Below are 18,670 nucleotides of genomic sequence, written 5' to 3'. Positions count from 1 at the left end.
TGCGGATAAAATTTTTAAGTTTTTTATCCGAAGCTGCGCCCCCAGCGCACAGTGTCCCTGCCGTATGCGGTCCGCAGCCGGTCCAGCGCCTCCTGCAGCGCCTCCTGATGGGCCACCGGCTCGCCGGCCGGGGAGAACAGGTCCATCTGCCGGTTCCCGCAGGCGAGACGATCGCAGACAAGGCGCATCCCTTTGAGGCGCACGCGGCGCCTGCAGGTCCGGTAGAACAGCCTCTCGACGGCAGCAAGCAAGGGGAGGTCGCGGCAGAGGGGAAAGGGAAGGGCGGCCGTCCCCCGCTCGACAACGCCATCGGCATAGGTCAGGGTGAGGGCAAGACGGCCGGTCTCCTTTCCGAGGCGGCGCAGGCGCAGGCCGCACCCCTCCGCCAGGCGGCACAGCGCGGCCAGCAGAATCCGGTCGTCGTTTTCCTCCGCCTCCGGAAAGGCTTCCTCGGCGATCTCCGGGGTGCGCCGCGGCGGCTGCACGGGAGAGGGGTCGATTCCGCAGGCCCGCTGGTGCAGCACGGGGGCGAAGGGGCCGAAGGCGAGGCGCAGTTGGGCCACGGAGAGGCCGGCGACCTCTTCGACGCGGCGCAGGTTGAGATCCCGCATCAGAACCGACTCCCGGGCGGCGCCGATGCCGGGGAGAACCGAGACCGGCATCGGGGCGATGAAGGTGCGCTCGGCCCCCCGCAGCACGTCGCAGACCCCCGGCTTATCCAGGTACCCCGAGGCGATGCGCGACACCAGCTTGTTGCCGGCGACCCCCACCGCCCCCTGCAGGCGCAGCCGCGCGGCGATCTCCCTCTCCAGGCGCGCCGCCGCGTCTCTCCCCCCTCCCAGCAGGCGGCGGCAGCCGGTGAGGTCGAGAAAAAGCCGCCCCCCGGCGGAGGGCTCCGTCACCGGACTGTAGGCGCTGGAAATCTCCAGGAGGGAGCGCGTCCCTTTGGCGAGCAGTTCGGGGTCGGGGGAAAGGAGGGTCAGGTCGGGGCAGAGGCGGCGGGCCCGGTAGACCGGCATCCCCTCGCAGACCCCATCCGCCGCGGCCTCTTTGGAGATGCACTGAAGCAGCGCCCGGTCCGAATGGCCGGGAGCGACGGCCGCCGGGCGCCCGCGCAGGGAGGCGTCCCCCACCCGCGCCAGGGCGATGGGGAAAGCGGGGATATAGAGATGCAGCACATCGCGTTCCATGATCTACAGGCAGTGGCGGATGACCCCCACCACCACCCCTTCGATGCGAAAGCTCTCCTCCCCCTCCACCATGATCGGCTGCATGGCCGGGTTGGCCGGGTGCAGCTCGATCCGTCCTCCCTTGCGCTGGAGGCGCTTGACCGTGGCCTCGCCCCGGATGAGGGCGACCACGGTCTGGCCGTTTTCGGCCGCGGCCTGCTTGCGCACCACGACGAAGTCCCCGTCCAGGATGCCGTCGCCCACCATCGAATCGCCTTGCACGCGCAGGACGAAGTTCTCCCCGGCGCCGACCATGGACGCGGGCACCTCGATGGTGTCCGGGGTCTCCACCGCCTCGATCGGCCGACCGGCGGCAACGGTCCCGGCCAGCGGGAGCTCCAGCCCCCGCCCTTCGGGGCGCAGTACCCGCATGCCGCGCCGGGCGTTCCACTGCCGGCTCAGCAGCCCCTCGCGCTCAAGGCGCACCAGGTAGTTCTGAACCGTCCCCAGGGAGCGGAACCCGAAGGCCCGGGCGATCTCCTGCTGAGAGGGGGGATACCCCTCGCGTTCGGCGTGGGAACGAATGAATTCAAGAATTTTCTTCTGTTTGGGCGTGATGGGGCTCATGGCATCCTCCGTCAGTGATAAGAAAGCATATGCGTAAGTTTTGCGTAAGTCAAGAGGAGACCTTGGGCCATTGACTTCGCATTAAATCGGGATATTTATAATAGTTAAGAGGCTGAAAAATAAGACAAAGAAAGGAGAAAACCTTATGTATAAACTGCTGATTCTGGTGGCCCTGAGTCTGAGTCTGGCGCTCACGGGGTGCAGCAAGGAAGTGGCTGGCGGGGCGGCCGTCGGAGCGGTTGGGGCGGGCGCCGCGTACGAGTGGCAGGCGGACAAGGCTATGGAGGATCTGAAAGAGGAACGCGAGGCCGGGAAGATTTCCCAGGATGAATACGAGCGCCGGAAGGAGGAGATCGAGAAGCGCTCGTTGCTTCAGTAGGTTTGGAGAGCTGGACAGGGACTTTGGCCCGCCTTTGAACATTGACATTCCGCGACCCTGCCGGTATCTTGGGACATTCTTTTTTGTGATATCCGGGAGGGTCGGATGTTTGTTTACCGGAGGATCTAGTAATAATCGATGAAACCGCTTGCCGCCCTGTGGGACGGGGCGGTTTTTTATTATCATCTTGAGAACGCAATCGGGAAAGACACACTTGCTTGAGGATCTCATCTCGTTCGACATCTGAAAAGAATGGCCCAAGGCTGATTTCTCAGCGGCCGATAATTACGAGGGGACATAGACGATGGAGTCTGCCATGTTCTTCATTCGTTTTAACAAGAGAGCTGAATGATGAAAAGCTGCCCCTGCTGCGCTGAAGAAATCCAGGACGCCGCCATAAAGTGTAAACACTGCGGTGAGTTCCTGGATGTCTCCAAACGCCCCCGCCTTGCAGAAGAAAAGCTTCCCTGGCATTTCCGGACATCCTCCATTGTCATCGCACTCGCCTGCGTGGGTCCTCTGGCGCTGCCTTTGCTCTGGTGGCGGCCAAAAACTGCGCTGGTGTGGAAAGTCGGACTCACGATCGGAATCCTTCTTCTCAGCTGGTTCTTGTACCTGACCACGATGGAGTCCCTCCGCACTCTCCAGGAGTATTACAAGCTGCTTGATTCGCTGTAAATTGGCGGGCTCAGCTCTGGAAGGGGGGCAGCTAGCTGCCCGATAATCCGTCGGCTGGGAATTATTGGTTGTCTTTGTACATGCCGTGCCCGGATGGATGAGGAAGCGGCACTGAAGCAGTATCCGAAATCAAGGAGTTACAAACGATGAGGATCATGACTGAAGTACGGGATATGGCACTGGGGCTCGCCTCACGCTTTCAAATCCCGAAGATCGCCGGCATCGTCTTCCCGCCCTTTTATGAAGGCGGCCAACCCAAGGACTGCGAGTTCATGGCCATGGCGCTCGAAGGCGGGGCAGGGGGGATCAGCTATGTGCTGCTGCCAGACAGCGGTGCAGAGGACTACCGGGCTTTAAAGCCTCAATCGTTTGTCGGCGTCCGCCCCGAGCAGTATGCGGAAAGTTTCAGCGGGGCCGACCCCCTGCAAAACATGCTGGGGCTCGCTGCCATCAACGCCATCTGTCAGCATGTAATGCGTATCGCAAACTGCACGCCCGGCGCCGCGACAGACTCCCTCGGACTGATGAATATCGAGGATGGCGACCGCGTGGGGATGGTCGGTTTTTTTCCTCCGCTGCTGAAATATATGCGCAACAGTCAGGCGGAACTCGTCATCGTGGAAAAAAACGAGCAGTTGGTCGAGCGCTACCCGAATCTGCATGTGACTCTCGACGTCACCGAGTTGAATACCTGCAATAAAGTGCTTTGCACCGGTACGACTCTTCTGAACGATACCCTTGACGATGTGTTGCAACAGTGCAATGCTGCCGAACACATCTCGTTGTTGGGGCCGACGGCCGGATATTTTCCCGACCCCCTGTTTGCGCGGGGTGTTCACGTGTTGGGTGGTCGCTTTATCCATGATGGAATGCTTCTGTTGCAGCTGATAGCGGAACGGAAGCGATGGGGAGCAGCGACTCAGAAGCTGTGCTTTCAGGCTGAACGGTATGAGGGGGCACCTCTCAAAGCATAGGTCCAATAGGACTTGTAGGACCTATATTGAAAAACTAAACAAGGACACTCCGATGAAAGATAATCTCCTGAAGGACCTGCTCGACCATCTCACCCTCGAACCTTTGGGGAATGACCGATTCCGCGGCGAGAGCCGGTCGGTGGGTGGCAAATCCGTCTTCGGCGGGCAGGTCCTCGGTCAGGCGCTGCTGGCCGCGGATGCCACCGTTGAGGGCCGCCGAGCCCATTCGCTGCATGCCTATTTTCTGCTCGCCGGCGACCCGCAGGCCCCGATCGTCTACGAGGTCGAACGGATCCGCGACGGGCGCAGCTTCGCCACCCGGAGGGTGGTGGCCGTGCAGCACGGGCGGGCGATCTTCAACATGGCGGTCTCCTTCCAGGTCGACGAGGAGGGGCTGGACCACCATGCGGCCATGCCCGATGTCCCGGGTCCGGAGGGGCTGCCTTCGGGCTCCGAGCTGTACCGGCAGATAGCGGACCAGCTGCCCGAAAATCGCCGAGACGCGCTGACGGCCGAGCGTCCCATCGAACTGCGCCCGGTGCGGCCGCGGGACCTCTTAAATCCCGAGCGCCGCCCTCCGCAGCGGCAGGTATGGCTGCGCACCGTCGGAGCGCTCCCGGACGATCCGGCGCTTCACCAGGCGATGCTCGCCTACGCCTCCGACTTCACCCTGCTCGGCACGGCCCTGTACCCTCACGGACTCTCCTTTTTCAATCCCGAGGTACAGGCCCTCAGTCTTGACCACGCCATGTGGTTCCACCGCTCTTTCCGCATGGACGACTGGCTCCTCTATGCCATGGACAGCCCCAGCGCCAGTGCCGGACGAGGCCTCGGACGGGGCAGCATCTTTACCCGTGACGGTCGACTGGTCGCCTCGGTGGCGCAGGAAGGGCTGATCCGCCTGAGAAAAGCTTTATAGGTCCAACCGGACTTATCGGGCCTATAAAACCCTTTTAAAAGGAGACTTCATGGAATTTTTCATCGCCTGGCTCATATTCGGAGCGGCCGCCGCTTCTCTGGCCAAGGGCAAGAACAGAAATGTCGTGTTCTGGGTCGTCATCGGCCTGCTGATCGGCCCCTTTGCGCTGCTGATCATTGCCATGATGAAACCGGGACCGGGGCCGGATCAGGAGTACCATTGACAGATCACCGCAGATAAGCCTCCGTCACATATCGCCGCATCATCACGTGGGTATTGAAGTAGTAGGCATTCTTGCCGATGGCGTTCTTCATCACCTTGATCCATCCCGGTCGGTTGTCGTAGTAAAGGGGGATTATGATGTGCTCCAGCTTGTTGTACAGGTCGACGACATCCTCTCCCGAACGATTCGCGTCGAGCGACGACTCTGTCGGCGGAGGTCCGATGGACCAGCCTGTGATTCCTTCGATGTGCCCCTCGATCCACCAACCGTCCAGGACGCTGAAGTTGGGCACTCCGTTGAGGGCCGCCTTCATTCCGCTGGTTCCCGAGGCTTCCAGGGGGCGCAGGGGATTGTTCAGCCACAGATCGACGCCGGGGATGACCCGACAGGCCACATCCATGTTGTAGTTCTCAAGGTAGACGACTTTGATCTTGTCCCGGAGGGGGGCGATATGGCTGACGATCTTCTGGATGAGTTTTTTCCCGGTGATGTCCTTCGGATGTGATTTGCCGGCGAAAACCAGCTGAAGCCTTCCCTCGCCGATCTTGAGCAGGCGCTCGATGTCGCTGAAAATCAGGTCCCCCCGTTTGTAGGCCGTGGCCCGCCGGGCGAAACCGAGAGTCAGGATGCCGGAATCGAGCTTCACCCCGGTGTCTTCTTCGATGTACTGAAACAGGTAGGACTTGGCTCCGTAATGGGCGTCCCATATCTCCTCGTCGGGGATATTGTCGACCCGCACCAGCAGTTCGGGCTCGTTGGCCCAGCCGGGAAGATATTGGTCGTAAAGATGGACGAAATAGGGGGAGGCCCAGGTAAAGGGGTGAATGCCGTTGGTGATGGCATGGATCTCGAAGCCGGGGAACAGCGTGCGGGATATCTCGCCGTGCTTCTTGGCCACCCCGTTGACGAACCGGCTCAGCCTCAGGGCCAGCATGGTCATGTTCAACTCGTCCTTGCCGGCCAGATCCTTCAGCATGGCGATAGGGATCATTTCGCCCAGGACTTGCTGGACCAGTTCGTAGGAGAAGTGGTCATGCCCCGCCTCAACCGGCGTATGGGTGGTGAAAACGCAACGCTGCGCCACCCAGTTGGTGTCCCAGAGGAATCTTTCATCCCACGTGTCCTCCACCGGCCGGCGCGTACGGTCGAGAAGTTCCAGGGTCAACAGGCTGGCGTGACCTTCGTTCATGTGGTATTTGCGGACGGAGAACCCGAGAACATCGAGAATGCGGGCGCCGCCTATGCCGAGGATCATTTCCTGCTTCAGGCGGTATGCCCGGTCTCCGCCGTACAGCTGATCTGTGAGATGACGGTCCTCATCGGCATTGCCGGGGATGTCGGTATCCAGAAAGAGGACCGGCACCTCTCCGCCGGTGGGGCTTTTTACCCGGTACAACCACGCCTGAATCTTGACATCTCGGGCCTCGATGGTAACCAGGGTCTTGTTCGGCAAAAGCTCCATGAGCGATTCGGGTTTCCACTCGACGGGATATTCTTCCTGCCATCCGTCGGGCCCGATTTTCTGCGAGAAGTATCCCTTCCGGTAGGCGAGGGTGATGGCGACCATGGGCAATCTCAGGTCCGCCGCGCTCTTGATGGTGTCGCCCGCCAGGATGCCGAGACCTCCGCTGTAGGTGGGGATTTCGGCCGTCAGTCCGATTTCCATCGAAAAGTAGGCGATTTTGTTTTCCCGGGTGAACTCTTTCCAGTCGCTCATGGATTCGCGCACCTCTTCTCTATGATTTGATTTTTAAAATCTAAAGGATACCAGCTATTCTGCCGATGGGTAGGTCCAGGATCGTTGGACCAAGGCTCCGGTCCACGGTCGAAGGTCCGGGATTTGGACCGGGGACTGGACTTTGTGCCGAATCTGTGGAACATTTAAAGAATGCTTTTCGGTTCTGCCTGTCGAGAGGATGGCGCGCTTCATGTATCGCGAATTTTTTGGTTTCAAGGAAAAGCCCTTCTCTATCACCCCAAATCCGCGCTTCATCTTCTTGAGCAAGAATCATAAGGAGGTTTTTGCCCACCTGCTCTACGGCATTCGCAGCCATTGCGGTTTCATCGAGGTGACGGGGGAGGTCGGAACCGGCAAAACCACGGTGCTGCGGACCCTGTTGAGCCAGCTCGGAGACGACGCCTACCGTCTGGCCTTCATCTTCAACCCCAGCCTTTCCGCTCCCGAACTTCTGCGCAGCATCCATCACGAGTTCGGCATCCCCTGCGCCGGAGCGACCATCGATGAGATGCTGTCGGCGCTCAACTTCTTCCTCCTGCAGGAAAACACCGCCGGCCGAACCGTGGTGCTGGTCATCGATGAAGCACAGAACCTGGAGCCGGGAATTCTGGAACAGATTCGCCTGCTTTCCAATCTGGAGACGGAGACGGACAAGCTGATCCAGATCGTGCTGGTCGGCCAGCCGGAACTCGAAAAAAAACTCTCGCGTCCCGAGTTGCGGCAGTTGAACCAGCGGATTACGGTTCGCTACCATCTGCGATCCATGGATTTCGAGGATGCCCGAGCCTATATCCGCCACCGGCTCGAGGTGGCGGGGGGGAAAGGAACCCTCTTCACGCCCGGGGCGGTGAAGAAGATCTTCCGCTATTCGGGAGGCCTGCCCCGGCTGATCAACATCGTCTGCGACCGCGCCCTGCTGAGCGCCTACGCCGATGATGCCAGGGAAGTTTCAGCTGCGACGGTCTCCTCCGCCATTCGGGAGCTGAGGCGGCAGTCCTCTAAAAATACCGGCCTTCGGCGGCTGGCGGCGGTGCTGGGCTGCCTGCTTCTCGCCATCCCTTTTTTGGGCGACACCCTGGCTGCGGTGCCCAGATCGATTGCCGTCTTCGTCTCCCTGGCCGTTCCGGTCCTGGGCGGATATCTGGCTCTCCTGCCGGAGCCTCCTTCTCCTTCCTCCTCGCCTCCCGCGGTCGTGGCCGCGCCCGCGCCCGAAAGCTCTCCCGAACCGCATTCGCCGTTGGATCCCGATCTCCTGTGCCGGAAACTTGCCGAAACCGATGAACGAGTGGTATCCGCCAGGGCTTTTAATACTCTGGCCGCTCTCTGGAAAGTCGAGACTGAGCTTGTCGAAAGCGGTCTGGACGTCCCCTTCGGGCTGCAGAAAGCCTGCGACTCGCGAAGCCTCCGGCTCTCCGGCTTCCGGGGCACTCTGGAAGAACTGGTTCACCTCGATACCCCGGCTCTGCTGCAGATCTCCCTTCCCGGCGAATCGGGGCACCGGTACCTGGCCCTTACCCGGGTGGAAGGGGGAAGGGCCCGTATCGCTCCCGCTCCGGAGGAGGGCGAATGGCTGGAGCTGGAATCGCTCCGTCTCCTCTGGGGAGGGCGCGCTTACCTGGTATGGAAGAATTACAGGGATCTCCCCTCGAAGACGTTTCCGGGAGACGCCGGTGAGGAGATCAGCCGCCTGCAGGGGCTGCTGAAGGCGGCGGGGGTCTATGAACGGCAGGCGAGCGGCCGGTATGATGCCGCCACGATTGAGGCCGTGAAGCAGTTCCAGGCCGAGCGGGGACTCATCGCCGACGGCAAGGTGGGGCCGCAGACCCTGATCGCTCTGTATCAGGAAGTCGCCGAGGAGTCATCGCCGACCATGGGCGCCCCCCGGCCGGGAGGAGAAGAGTGAGTTCGATACTGAAAGCCCTGCGAAAGTTGGAGGAGGAGAAATCCCGCAGCCGGGAAGGCACAACCGATATCGCCCGGGATATCCTGAAAAGCGGGCCCCGGCGAAAGACCTTCCCCTGGATGACCTTCGCGTCCGTCGCGGTCCTCGTCCTCGCTTTCGCCCTGGCCGGCTATATTCTGATGGGGAAGACCGAATTTCCGGAGCCGCCGCAGACTCAGGCGATTCACGAAATGCCGCCGGCACACAGAGCCCCCGCGGTTTCTTCCTCCGAGCAGAAGAACCCCCTCCAGGCTGTCAGCGCTCCTGCGCAACCGACGGCCGCCGCAAGGAAATCTCCGACGAAAATCCCTGTCGGGCCGGTCTTGTCCGCAGAGCCGAAGGCCGCCCCGGAGCCGATGAAGACGGCGCCCGCCCCGAGTCCCGTTGTGAAAGAAATCGTCGACCCCCTGCCGGCTCTCACGCTGACTGGAATCGCCTTTCAAGAGGATCGGGAAAGCCGGCTTGCGGTGATCAACGATTTGCCCGTCATGGAGGGAACGGTGATTGCGGGGGCCAGGGTCGTGGAGATCTCCGAAGACCGGGTGCGCTTCAATTACTCCGGCCGGAGTTTTGATGTGCTGCTGGACGGGCCCGTCTCAGCTAGATAACTAATGCAGCGGCGCCTCCTCCAGCCCCAGCATGAGATAGTCGGTCTCCGCCGCGGTAATGCTCCCGGCCTCAACCCGGCCGGGGATTTCCGGCAGCAGCACCCGGTAAGGGACCTCGGCTTCCCGCCTGATCTGCTCAGGAATGCCGTATTTCCATGCGTGGCCGCTTCCGGTCAGCACCACGACGGTGTGTTCCGGGTGCGTTGCGAGAAAGCCGAGCAGGGCGTCAGCCATGACCGTGTCCCAGAGCAGTTGCGCCTCGCAGAAGTTGTCGAAGGTGGAGTTGTTGTGTGCGTGGCCGCCGAGAACCCGGCGTATGTACTCTTTGTATTCCTGGTCGACATCGCAGCGCACCTTCCCCGGCAGCTGTCCCACCTCCTTCGGCGAGAGGGATGCGAATCCGCTGCGGGCGACCTGCTGGGTGATCTTCCGGGAAATGTTCAGCCCCACCATGGGGATCTTCCTTCCCCTCGCTTCATGAAAGATCTCCCGGTACTCGGGCCACATGCTCCAGTTGTCGAAATATGTCCTTAAAAATCTCCTCTCAGAGATCCTGCCCTCCACCCACATATCAAGCGCCTTCTGGCTGTCGGTTCGGAACATCTCCAGCCCGATGGCTACGGGAACTCCCGCGTCGTGGAGCGCTCGGATAACCTGCAGTTGAGCCATGTGGTGGCCCGGATGGTCATGGAGTTCTCCCATGAAAACCAGACGGACCCCCTTCAGGTCATCGATCACTTCTTCGAGAGAGACGACTTTCCCATCGGCAACAGCCAGGATATGGGCGTCGGCGGGGGCGGTGTTCCACAGATGGAGTCCGACGATCAGCAATATGGTGAAGGAGACAATCCGAATGCGCTTCATGGTTTCATCTCTCTTTCGCAAAATGATGAATGAGGGGGGATTCGTCGGCGGGCCAGATCCCCTTGAGTCGATTTTTCCCTGAATCGAAGACGAGATAGCTGTACTTGCCGTAATGGGGGATCTTCCGGACCGCCGCATGCGCGGCTTCGGCGGAAAAGGGAGCGAAGACCGCCGCCGCCCGGTCCGGGCCCGCGGGGTGGGCGAAGGCGGCGAAGAGGGCTGTCCCGGGGCCGGAGAATCGCTCGTCCATGACCGTGCAGGCCTCCCCGGTACACCTCAGTGTCTCCGGCAAGGGCGGCAGCAGCTCCGGATCGGCGGGGAAACCGAGGAAGAGAAGGTCATGGCCGGTCAGATCGATCTTTCGGACCTTCTTCTCCGGAACCAGGCGAGCCCCTTTCTGCCGCATGGCCTCCAGCAGGGTTGCGGCGGCGGTCGCTGTCTCCTTCGAAATGGCCCGGGACACCACCACAAGGAGGTTCTTCGAGCCGCGGATGCCGTTCACCGTCGGCGGGATCTCCGCCAGATCGAGCCGACGAAAGAGATCGACCCCGGGATCGGCGGTCAGGCGGCGGGGCTCTGCCTCTGCCGTAATATTAAAAGGGGAGGACTCCCCGTGCAGATCGACCGATGATTCCTCGGAATCATCCTCCATTTCAAGGCGCAGCGGCACAGAGAGTCGGAAGAACGGCTTCTCCTGCCGCAGACGCCCTGTGACCACCCATTGATCTCCGCTGCGCCGAGACTTCACCTCTTCCAGGCGCAGAACCGGGGCGCCTTCGCGCTGCACCCACTGGCGGGAAAATCCGGAGAGGTCCTGTCCCGCCGAATCACCGACGGCATCGATCAGCTCGCTCCAGGATACCTCCCGGAACATGTTCTCCTGAGCCGCCTTGCGCAGCCCGGTCCAGAAGTTTTCATCTCCGACCTGCCTGCGGAGCATGTGAAAGACCATCGCCGCCTTGCCGTATCCGACCGCCTGGTCTGAGGCGCTTGATCGGCCCGTGAAAGCGGAAAGCGGGAAGTCGTCGGCCGATGAGACCAGGGCGGCGTAATCGCGCAGTATCTTCTGCCGGTACTCGCGCCCCTCCTTGGCCGAAGAACGCTCCTTGTACAGATGATCGGCCACATAGGTCGTCAGTCCTTCCGACCAGTTCCCTCCGGAATAATCGACCCGGACGCCGGTGCCCCACCAGGAATGGGCGATCTCGTGCCCGAGGCTCGTCTCCACAATGAAGGGGAGACGAACCACGGTGCTTCCGAGAAGGGTCCAGGAGGGAAACCCGTAGCCGGTCGGGAAGAAATTTTCCACGACGGCGAATTTTTCATACGGATAGGGTCCGAACAGATCTCGATAGAGTTCAAGGTATTCTTTAGCGGCATTGAGGTAAGTTGCTGCAAGAGCGGAGTTTTCATGGCTGAAAAAGGTGTACACCGGTATATTCCCGGCCATCTCGCGGCTGACCTGATAAGGCCCGGCGGCAAGGGTGAGGGAGGGAAGGGGAGAGGACGTCTCCCACACCGAAAAGCTCCTGCCATCCTCCTCGCCCCGTTCGAGCAGGCGGCCCGAGGTGACCCCTTCCATCCCCCGGGGAGCCTCCAGGCGAACGCGGTACCGGGCTGTGCAGCCGGGGATATGCGGATACCAGCCGGCGGAGCCGGAGAGGAAAGTCCCCCGGGGAGTGATGGCGGCGGCGACGCCGTAGGTGGGATCCTCGCTGTGCAGGGGCTGGTCCGGAACAACATCGTCGAAGACGGCTCGGTACTCGACGAGCAGGGCGGCCTCCTCCGGCGTCGGATGGGGAAGGTTGATGGTAAGCCGGTCCCCTGAGAAACGATAAGAGGCCGGCTGCCCTTCGATCAGCACCCGCTCAATCCGGGACGCGGCGGCGAGGAATAGGACAATCCTCGACTCGCCGGCAGGGGCGAGGGTCAGGGTGTCGGTCACCTGCAGTGTTTTTTCGCCAGGGATCAGGATCGCATGCAGGTCATGACGAAGGATGGCCGGTCCCGTATCGCCGAGCGCGCAGGGAAGCGGCGGCCCTTGCCAGGGCAGCAGGAGAATCAGGGAAAATAGGATGGGAGCCAACAGATTTTTCATGCCCCCTATTATACCTGAAAGGAAAAAGGATTTATGATGGAGTGGTTGTTATGCGATGGTGTTGGAGGTACGGCCCCTGTAGACATAAGTGCAGAATATTCTTGGAGTCGTCTGTGGGATATTCCACAGTCTCTGGAGGTCTTGGAGGTCGAGTTCGTCTAAGTATGGAGTTCGCCGCATGTTTTCGTTTAGGCATGATCCGTGTATTCTGTTTTTATCGGTAACGTTATTCTTGATCAAATGGGAGGACAAATTAATGAGTCGTTCCCACATTTTTGGAGTTGTCAGATGAAATTTTCACTCGGACGCTGGTGCCTTGCCCTCGCCCTCTTTTTCACAGGCATTGCTCCTGCCGCAGCGGAGAACACTCCGGCCGTTCTCGACGCTCTGGTGGAGGAGGCCCTGGCCAACAATCCCGACCTGCAGGCCGCCCGGGCCCGCTGGGAAATGAATGCCGAGAAGATATCCCAGGTCGAGGCGCTCGAGGATCCCGTTGCCGGCATCGTGTTCAACAATTTCCCGGTCGATTCCCTGGCCGCCGATGAGACGCCCATGACCGGCCGGATTTTCAAGGTGAGCCAGAAGTTTCCCTTCCCCGGCAAGCTGGCCTTGCGCGGAGAGATCGCCGGGGAGCAGGCCGAGTGGTACCGTGCTGCTTACGACGATGCCCGTCTGCAATTAGGTCGCATGGTCAGGGAGGGGTGGTACAACCTTTACTATTACAACCGGGGGATCGAGGTGACTGAGAAGAACATGGCTCTTCTCGACGATTTTACCCGGTTGACGGAAACTCGTTACGAGGTGGGGCAGGGTCTGCAGCAGGACGTTCTCAAGGCCCAGGTGGAGCGTTCAAAACTCATGGACCGGCTCTTCACCCTGCGGCAGCAGCGCCGCACCGCTCTGGAAAACCTCAACCGCCTCCTTGCCCGTCCCACGGGCTCCCCCCTGGAGACACCGACTGAACTGGAGACTCCGCCAGTGACCCTATCCCTCGACGCGCTGCTGGAACAATCCCGCTCCCGGCGACCCCTGTATGCCGCCTACGAATCGCTGGTGGAGCGGTACCGGGTCGAAAAACAGCTGGCGAAAAGAAACTTTTACCCTGACTTCAACGTCGGAGCCGCCTATACGTTCCGGGAGAAAAACCGCAACGACGACGGCACCGATTTCGTAGGCCTCGAGTTCAGCGTGAATCTCCCCGTCTACCGGCAGAAAAGGCATGCGGCCGTGGCCGAGGCCGAGTCGGGAGTCCGCATGGCCCTGCGTCAGTACGACGATTTTCGCAACACGGTCGAGTTCAACATCGCCGACGGCTATGCGCAGATGGAGAAGAACCGCGACCTGCTTCGGCTGTATGAATCCGGGATCGTCCCCCAGGCCGGACAGTCCTACCAGGCATCGGTGAGCGCCTACCAGGTCGGATCGGTCGATTTTCTCTCCCTCCTGGACAGCCTGATGACCTTGTATCGGTACAACCTGGAATACTACCGGGTGCAGGCCGATTACCAAAAAAGCCTGGCCCGGCTCGAGGCTGAGTCCGGAGTGGGAATTGCGGGTCCGTCCGCCGATTCCAACCCCGTAAACCCGTAATCCGAAGAGTATCTGTGATGACCCGACGTGAAAAATTCTTTCTGGTGCTCATTGTTATTCTCATGGCCGTGGTGGGAGCCCTTTCCCTGCAGAAATTTCCTTCTCCGGAGGATTCCGAGACCACGGCTGCCGCCCCGGCAGAAGCCGCGCAGTACACCTGCGGCATGCATCCCTTCGTTATCCAGGACGAACCGGGGACCTGCCCCATCTGCGGAATGAACCTGACTCCGTTGAAATCCGTCGGTGGAGCCGCAAAAACTGCCCAAGCCGGAGGCGAGCGCAAAATCAAGTACTGGGTGGCGCCGATGGATCCGACCTACATCCGCGACGAGCCGGGCAAATCCCCCATGGGGATGGATCTCGTTCCCGTCTACGAGGATGAGGCGCCCGGCGGTTCGGTCATCCGGATCGACCCGGTGACCCAGCAGAACATGGGAGTCCGCACAGCCGAGGCGGTTCGGCGCGATCTCAAACGGACGGTGCGCACCGTCGGCCTGGTCGGGTACGAGGAGCCCAGACAATTTTCGATCAATGCCAAGATCGGCGGATGGATCGAGACTCTCCATGTCAATGAAACCGGACAGTTCATCAAAAAAGGTCAGCCACTCCTCTCCATCTACAGCCCCGAGCTTGTCGCCGCGCAGGAAGAGTATCTGCTGGCCCTGAACAACAAGTCCAGGCTGGAGAAGAGCCCCTTTCCCGAGATCGCCGAGGGAGCGGAGCGCCTTCTTGAGTCCTCCCGCAAGCGCCTGAACTACTGGGACATCTCCAACCGGCAGATCGAAAGGCTTCGGAAGACCGGAGAGGTGAAGAAGTCCATGACGCTCTATGCCCCCTACGACGGCATCGTGACCCTGAAGATGGCCAATGAGGGGCAGCGCATCCAGGCGGGTATGGAGCTGTTCAGGATCTCGGACATCTCTAACGTCTGGATCTATGCCGACATCTACGAATATGAACTGCCCTGGGTCAAGGTGGGGCAGGAAGCCAGAGTGGAACTTCCTTACGGAGGGGAGCCGATCCGGGGAAAGATCGATCAGATCTATCCTTACCTGGAGGCGAAGACCCGCACCGTCAAGGCCCGCATCGTTCTGGATAATCCAGAGTACACCTTGAAACCGGACATGTATGTCAACGTGCTCATCGATGCCCAGACGGTTAAGGATGTGCTGGCGATCCCCAGCGAGGCGGTCATGGATACCGGTGAGTCAAGTACCGTCTTCGTCGCTCTCGGCGACGGCAAGTTCGAACCCCGGCAGATTCGCACCGGACTGCGGGGCGAAAAGGGTTATATCCAGGTCGAGGAAGGACTCTTGCCTGGCGAGTGGGTGGTGACCTCCGCCCAGTTCATGCTCGATTCCGAAAGCCAGCTGCGTGAGGCGATCTCCAAGATGATGGAGCCGAAACAGCCCGCCCCGGCCGCACACGAGGGGCACGAGGGTGAAAGCCTTGACGATCTCTTCGGCGAAGAGGCCGGAGGAAAGGGTGACGAGAAACTGGACGATTTGTTCAGGTAAAAAAGTACCTGACCCGCCGCCTCGCCCACCCTGTCGCAGAGGATTGGATTGCAATGCTTGAAAAATTGATCGACATCTCCATACGAAACAAGTTCATGCTCGCTCTGCTGACGGTCTTCGTCATCATCGCGGGAATCTATAGCCTGCTCAAGACGCCGATCGACGCCATTCCGGATCTCTCGGACGTGCAGGTGATCATCTTCACCGAATATCCCGGGCAGGCGCCCCAGGTGGTGGAGGACCAGGTCACCTATCCCCTGACCACCCAGATGCTGGCGGTTCCTGGGTCCAAGGTGGTGCGCGGCTACTCTTTTTTCGGCTTTTCCTTCGTCTATATCATCTTCGAGGAGGGGACGGACATCTACTGGGCCCGCTCCCGGGTACTGGAGTATCTGAACTACGCTTCGGGCAAACTGCCGAAAGGGGTGACACCGTCCCTGGGACCCGATGCCACCGGCGTCGGCTGGGTGTACGAGTATGCCCTGGTCAGTGACGGGAGGACCGACCTGCAGGAGCTGCGCTCGATTCAGGACTGGTTTTTGCGCTATGAACTGACCGCCGTGGAAGGAGTTTCGGAGGTCGCCAGCATCGGCGGCTACGTCAAGCAGTACCAGATAACCGTCGATCCGGTGCGGCTGCTTGCCTATCATTTCACCATCCCACAGATCAAGGCGGCGATCCAGCGCAGCAACAACGATGTGGGCGGGCGGCTCATCGAGATGGCCGAGACCGAGTTCATGGTCCGCGGCAAGGGGTACATCCAATCAAGGGAGGATCTGGAAAACGTCGTCGTCGGCACCGACAACCGGGGGACGCCGGTGCTGGTGCGCGATCTGGGCGAAGTCAAAATCGGACCGGAGCTGCGCCGCGGCATCGCCGAACTCAACGGACAGGGAGAAGTCGCCGGCGGCATCATCGTCATGCGTTTCGGCGAGAACGCCCTGGCCACCATCGAGCGGGTCAAGGAGAAACTGGAACAGCTCAAGGCCGGGCTTCCCGAGGGTGTGGAGATCGTCACCGTTTACGACCGCTCCGGGCTCATCGAGCGAGCGGTGGAAACCCTCAAGGAGAAGCTGCTGGAGGAGAGCATTGTGGTGGCCCTGGTCACCGCCCTGTTCCTCTTCCACCTGCCGAGCGCACTGGTGGCGATCTTCACCCTGCCGGTGGCCCTCCTCATGGCTTTCGTGATCATGAATGCCCAGGGGATAAACGCCAACATCATGAGCCTGGGCGGAATCGCCATCGCCATCGGGGCGATGATCGACGCGGCGATCATCATGATCGAGAACGCCCACAAGCACCTGGAGCGCTATCAGGGGAAAAAGCCCCACTGGAAGATCATCCGCGACTCGGCGGTGGAGGTCGGTCCGACCCTCTTCTACTCGCTGCTGGTGATCACCGTCTCCTTTATTCCCGTCTTTGCCCTGCAGGAGCAGTCCGGCCGCATGTTCAAGCCGCTGGCCTATACCAAGACCTATTCCATGGCGGCGGCGGCGATCCTCTCCGTCACCATCGTCCCGGTGCTGATGGTCTGGTTCATCCGCGGAAAGATCAAGTCCGAGGACGAGAATCCCATCAACCGCTTTCTCATCCGGATCTATCACCCGGTGGTCGATTTCGTCCTCAGGTGGCGCAGCGCCACCCTGCTGGTGGCTCTGCTGCTGATCCTCTCCATCGCCTGGCCCCTGTCGAAGATGGGTTCGGAGTTCATGCCGCCCCTCTACGAAGGGGACCTGCTCTACATGCCCACCACCCTGCCGGGAATCTCTATCACCAAGGCACGGGAGCTGCTGCAGCAGACCGACAAAATCATCAAGGAGTTCCCCGAGGTACACCACGTCTTCGGCAAGATCGGCCGCGCCGAGACGGCCACCGATCCTGCGCCGCTGTCCATGATCGAGACCACCATCATGCTCAGGCCCGAAGAGGAGTGGCGGAAGATCCCGGTGGAGCGCTTCTACTCGCACTGGCCGGACTGGACCGGATGGGCCCGGGCCCCGCTGGAGTGGCTCTGGCCGGAGGAGCGCTCCATCAATGTGGAGGAGCTCAAGGAGCGGCTCAACAACGCCATACAGTTCCCGGGGCTCACCAACGCCTGGACGATGCCGATCAAGACCCGCATCGACATGCTCTCCACCGGCATCAAGACCCCCGTCGGCATCAAGATCATGGGGCCGGACCTGAAGACCCTCAGCGACATCGGCGAGGAGATCGAAGCCTTGGTGCGAACCGTCCCGGGAACGCTCTCCGCCTACTCGGAGCGGGTCACCGGCGGCAATTACCTCGATTTCGTCATCGACCGAGAAGCCGCCGCCCGCTACGGGCTCACCGTCGGCGAGGTGCAGGACATCATCCAGTCGGCCATCGGAGGCATGAACGTCACCACCACCGTCGAGGGGCTCGAGCGCTACCCGGTCAACATCCGCTATAAGCGCGACTACCGCAACGACCTGCAATCTTTGGAGCGGGTTCTCGTCCCCCTCAAAAACGGCACCCACATCCCCATCTCCCAGGTTGCGGATATCGTGATCCAGAAGGGCCCGCCGAGCATCAAGAGCGAAAACGCCCGACGCACCGCCTGGATCTACGTGGACATCAAGGGCATCGATATCGGCACCTACGTGAAGCGGGCGCAGGAGGCGGTGGCGGAATCCATCGAATTGCCGCCCGGGTACAGCATCGTCTGGAGCGGGCAGTTCGAATACATGCAGGAGGCGAAGAAGCGATTCATCGTCATCATCCCCCTGACGGTGCTGATCATCTTCGTCATTCTCTACATGAACACCAAGAGCCTGATCAAAACGGGGATCGTCCTTTTGGCCGTGCCGTTCTCCCTGGTCGGGGCCTTCTGGTTCCTCTATGTGCTCGACTACAACACCTCGGTGGCCGTCTGGGTCGGGGTGATCGCCTTGGCCGGGCTGGATGCGGAGACGGGGGTGGTCATGCTCCTCTATCTCGATCTTTCCCACAAGCTGTGGGGCGACAACGGGCGCATGCTCACCCGCGGCGACCTGCGGCAGGCGATCCACCACGGGGCGGTCAAACGTATCCGCCCCAAGATCATGACCATCTCGGTGATCATCGCCGGCCTGCTCCCCATCATGTGGAGCCACGGCGCCGGCGCGGACGTGATGAAGCGCATCGCCGCGCCGATGGTCGGCGGGGTGGTGACCTCGGGAATCATGGAACTGATGGTCTACCCGGTCATCTACTACCTGTGGCGCAGCCGTAAACTGGACTCCTCCTTCGTCCCCACCGCCGAGGGGGATATAGAAGAGGGAGAAGTGCATGAAACGCAGGCATGACGAAAATCGAACATCCACCGCGGAATCATCCGCGACAAA

Annotated in this window: 15 protein-coding genes; 10 read left to right on the top strand and 5 right to left on the bottom strand. The window is 60.9% G+C overall.

The genetic code is table 11. From position 1 onward, the window contains the following. Positions 1-23 precede the first annotated feature (23 nt). Positions 24-1,178 carry a DNA polymerase IV gene (locus DTF_RS0103520; RefSeq protein WP_226989146.1) on the bottom strand — a complete coding sequence of 385 codons (1,155 nt, stop codon included), beginning with the start codon at positions 1,176-1,178 and terminating at the stop codon, positions 24-26. Between the two features lie 15 nt (positions 1,179-1,193). Next, positions 1,194-1,796, bottom strand: coding sequence for a transcriptional repressor LexA (gene lexA / locus DTF_RS0103515; RefSeq protein WP_027714191.1), 603 nt, complete (start codon positions 1,794-1,796; stop codon positions 1,194-1,196). A 145-nt stretch (positions 1,797-1,941) separates the two neighbouring features. Here lexA and DTF_RS0103510 point away from each other — a divergent pair, with 145 nt between their 5' ends. The 5 genes from DTF_RS0103510 to DTF_RS26920 all read left to right on the top strand — a co-directional run bounded on the left by DTF_RS0103510 (position 1,942) and on the right by DTF_RS26920 (position 4,969). Continuing rightward, positions 1,942-2,175, top strand: coding sequence for a hypothetical protein (locus tag DTF_RS0103510; RefSeq protein WP_027714190.1), 234 nt, complete (start codon positions 1,942-1,944; stop codon positions 2,173-2,175). A gap of 348 nt (positions 2,176-2,523) precedes the next feature. Beyond that, positions 2,524-2,853, top strand: coding sequence for a zinc ribbon domain-containing protein (locus DTF_RS0103505; RefSeq protein ID WP_226989144.1), 330 nt, complete (start codon positions 2,524-2,526; stop codon positions 2,851-2,853). Positions 2,854-3,008: 155 nt separating this feature from the next. Further along, positions 3,009-3,827 (top strand): Rossmann-like domain-containing protein, encoded by an 819-nt coding sequence (locus DTF_RS0103500; RefSeq protein ID WP_226989142.1) that lies wholly within the window; start codon positions 3,009-3,011, stop codon positions 3,825-3,827. Between the two features lie 52 nt (positions 3,828-3,879). After that, positions 3,880-4,746: an acyl-CoA thioesterase II gene (gene tesB / locus DTF_RS0103495; RefSeq protein WP_027714187.1), complete on the top strand. Its 867-nt coding sequence runs from the start codon at positions 3,880-3,882 to the stop codon at positions 4,744-4,746. Positions 4,747-4,795: 49 nt separating this feature from the next. Beyond that, a complete protein-coding gene (locus DTF_RS26920) occupies positions 4,796-4,969 on the top strand; it encodes a hypothetical protein (protein WP_193352677.1) in 174 nt (57 codons plus the stop codon). A gap of 4 nt (positions 4,970-4,973) precedes the next feature. On the opposite strand, the gene glgP is transcribed toward DTF_RS26920, so the two are convergent. After that, positions 4,974-6,686 carry an alpha-glucan family phosphorylase gene (glgP, locus tag DTF_RS0103485; RefSeq protein ID WP_027714186.1) on the bottom strand — a complete coding sequence of 571 codons (1,713 nt, stop codon included), beginning with the start codon at positions 6,684-6,686 and terminating at the stop codon, positions 4,974-4,976. A gap of 211 nt (positions 6,687-6,897) precedes the next feature. Between glgP and DTF_RS25940 the strand changes: the two genes are divergently transcribed. Both DTF_RS25940 and DTF_RS0103475 read left to right on the top strand, forming a co-directional pair. Beyond that, the gene (locus DTF_RS25940; RefSeq protein WP_081702776.1) at positions 6,898-8,610 is read left to right on the top strand and encodes an ExeA family protein; all 1,713 of its coding nucleotides are present in this window, start codon (positions 6,898-6,900) and stop codon (positions 8,608-8,610) included. After that, positions 8,607-9,257, top strand: a complete 651-nt coding sequence (locus tag DTF_RS0103475; protein WP_027714185.1) for a general secretion pathway protein GspB — start codon at positions 8,607-8,609, stop codon at positions 9,255-9,257. The genes DTF_RS25940 and DTF_RS0103475 overlap by 4 nt, the downstream gene beginning before the upstream one ends. Here DTF_RS0103475 and DTF_RS0103470 read toward each other — a convergent pair whose 3' ends face one another. Next, complete coding sequence (locus DTF_RS0103470; protein WP_027714184.1) at positions 9,258-10,121, bottom strand: ChaN family lipoprotein; 864 nt, start codon at positions 10,119-10,121, stop codon at positions 9,258-9,260. It lies immediately after the preceding gene. Positions 10,122-10,125: 4 nt separating this feature from the next. Next, positions 10,126-12,219: a M1 family metallopeptidase gene (locus tag DTF_RS26815; RefSeq protein WP_027714183.1), complete on the bottom strand. Its 2,094-nt coding sequence runs from the start codon at positions 12,217-12,219 to the stop codon at positions 10,126-10,128. A 288-nt stretch (positions 12,220-12,507) separates the two neighbouring features. On the opposite strand from DTF_RS26815, the gene DTF_RS21715 reads away from it, so the two are divergent. From DTF_RS21715 to DTF_RS0103445, 3 genes are read left to right on the top strand one after another with little or no spacing between them, the layout of a single operon-like run. Continuing rightward, positions 12,508-13,809 carry a TolC family protein gene (locus DTF_RS21715; protein WP_051360834.1) on the top strand — a complete coding sequence of 434 codons (1,302 nt, stop codon included), beginning with the start codon at positions 12,508-12,510 and terminating at the stop codon, positions 13,807-13,809. Positions 13,810-13,826: 17 nt separating this feature from the next. After that, positions 13,827-15,326, top strand: coding sequence for an efflux RND transporter periplasmic adaptor subunit (locus DTF_RS21710; protein WP_051360832.1), 1,500 nt, complete (start codon positions 13,827-13,829; stop codon positions 15,324-15,326). 53 nt (positions 15,327-15,379) lie between these two features. Next, entirely contained in the window at positions 15,380-18,631 is a 3,252-nt protein-coding gene (locus tag DTF_RS0103445; RefSeq protein WP_027714182.1) for an efflux RND transporter permease subunit, read from the top strand. Positions 18,632-18,670: the final 39 nt, after the last annotated feature.

Source organism: Desulfuromonas sp. TF (genome assembly GCF_000472285.1).
Taxonomy (GTDB): Bacteria; Desulfobacterota; Desulfuromonadia; order Desulfuromonadales; family ATBO01; genus ATBO01.
Note: the sequence above shows the minus strand (reverse complement) of the source record. Positions and strands in the feature narration are given on the sequence as shown.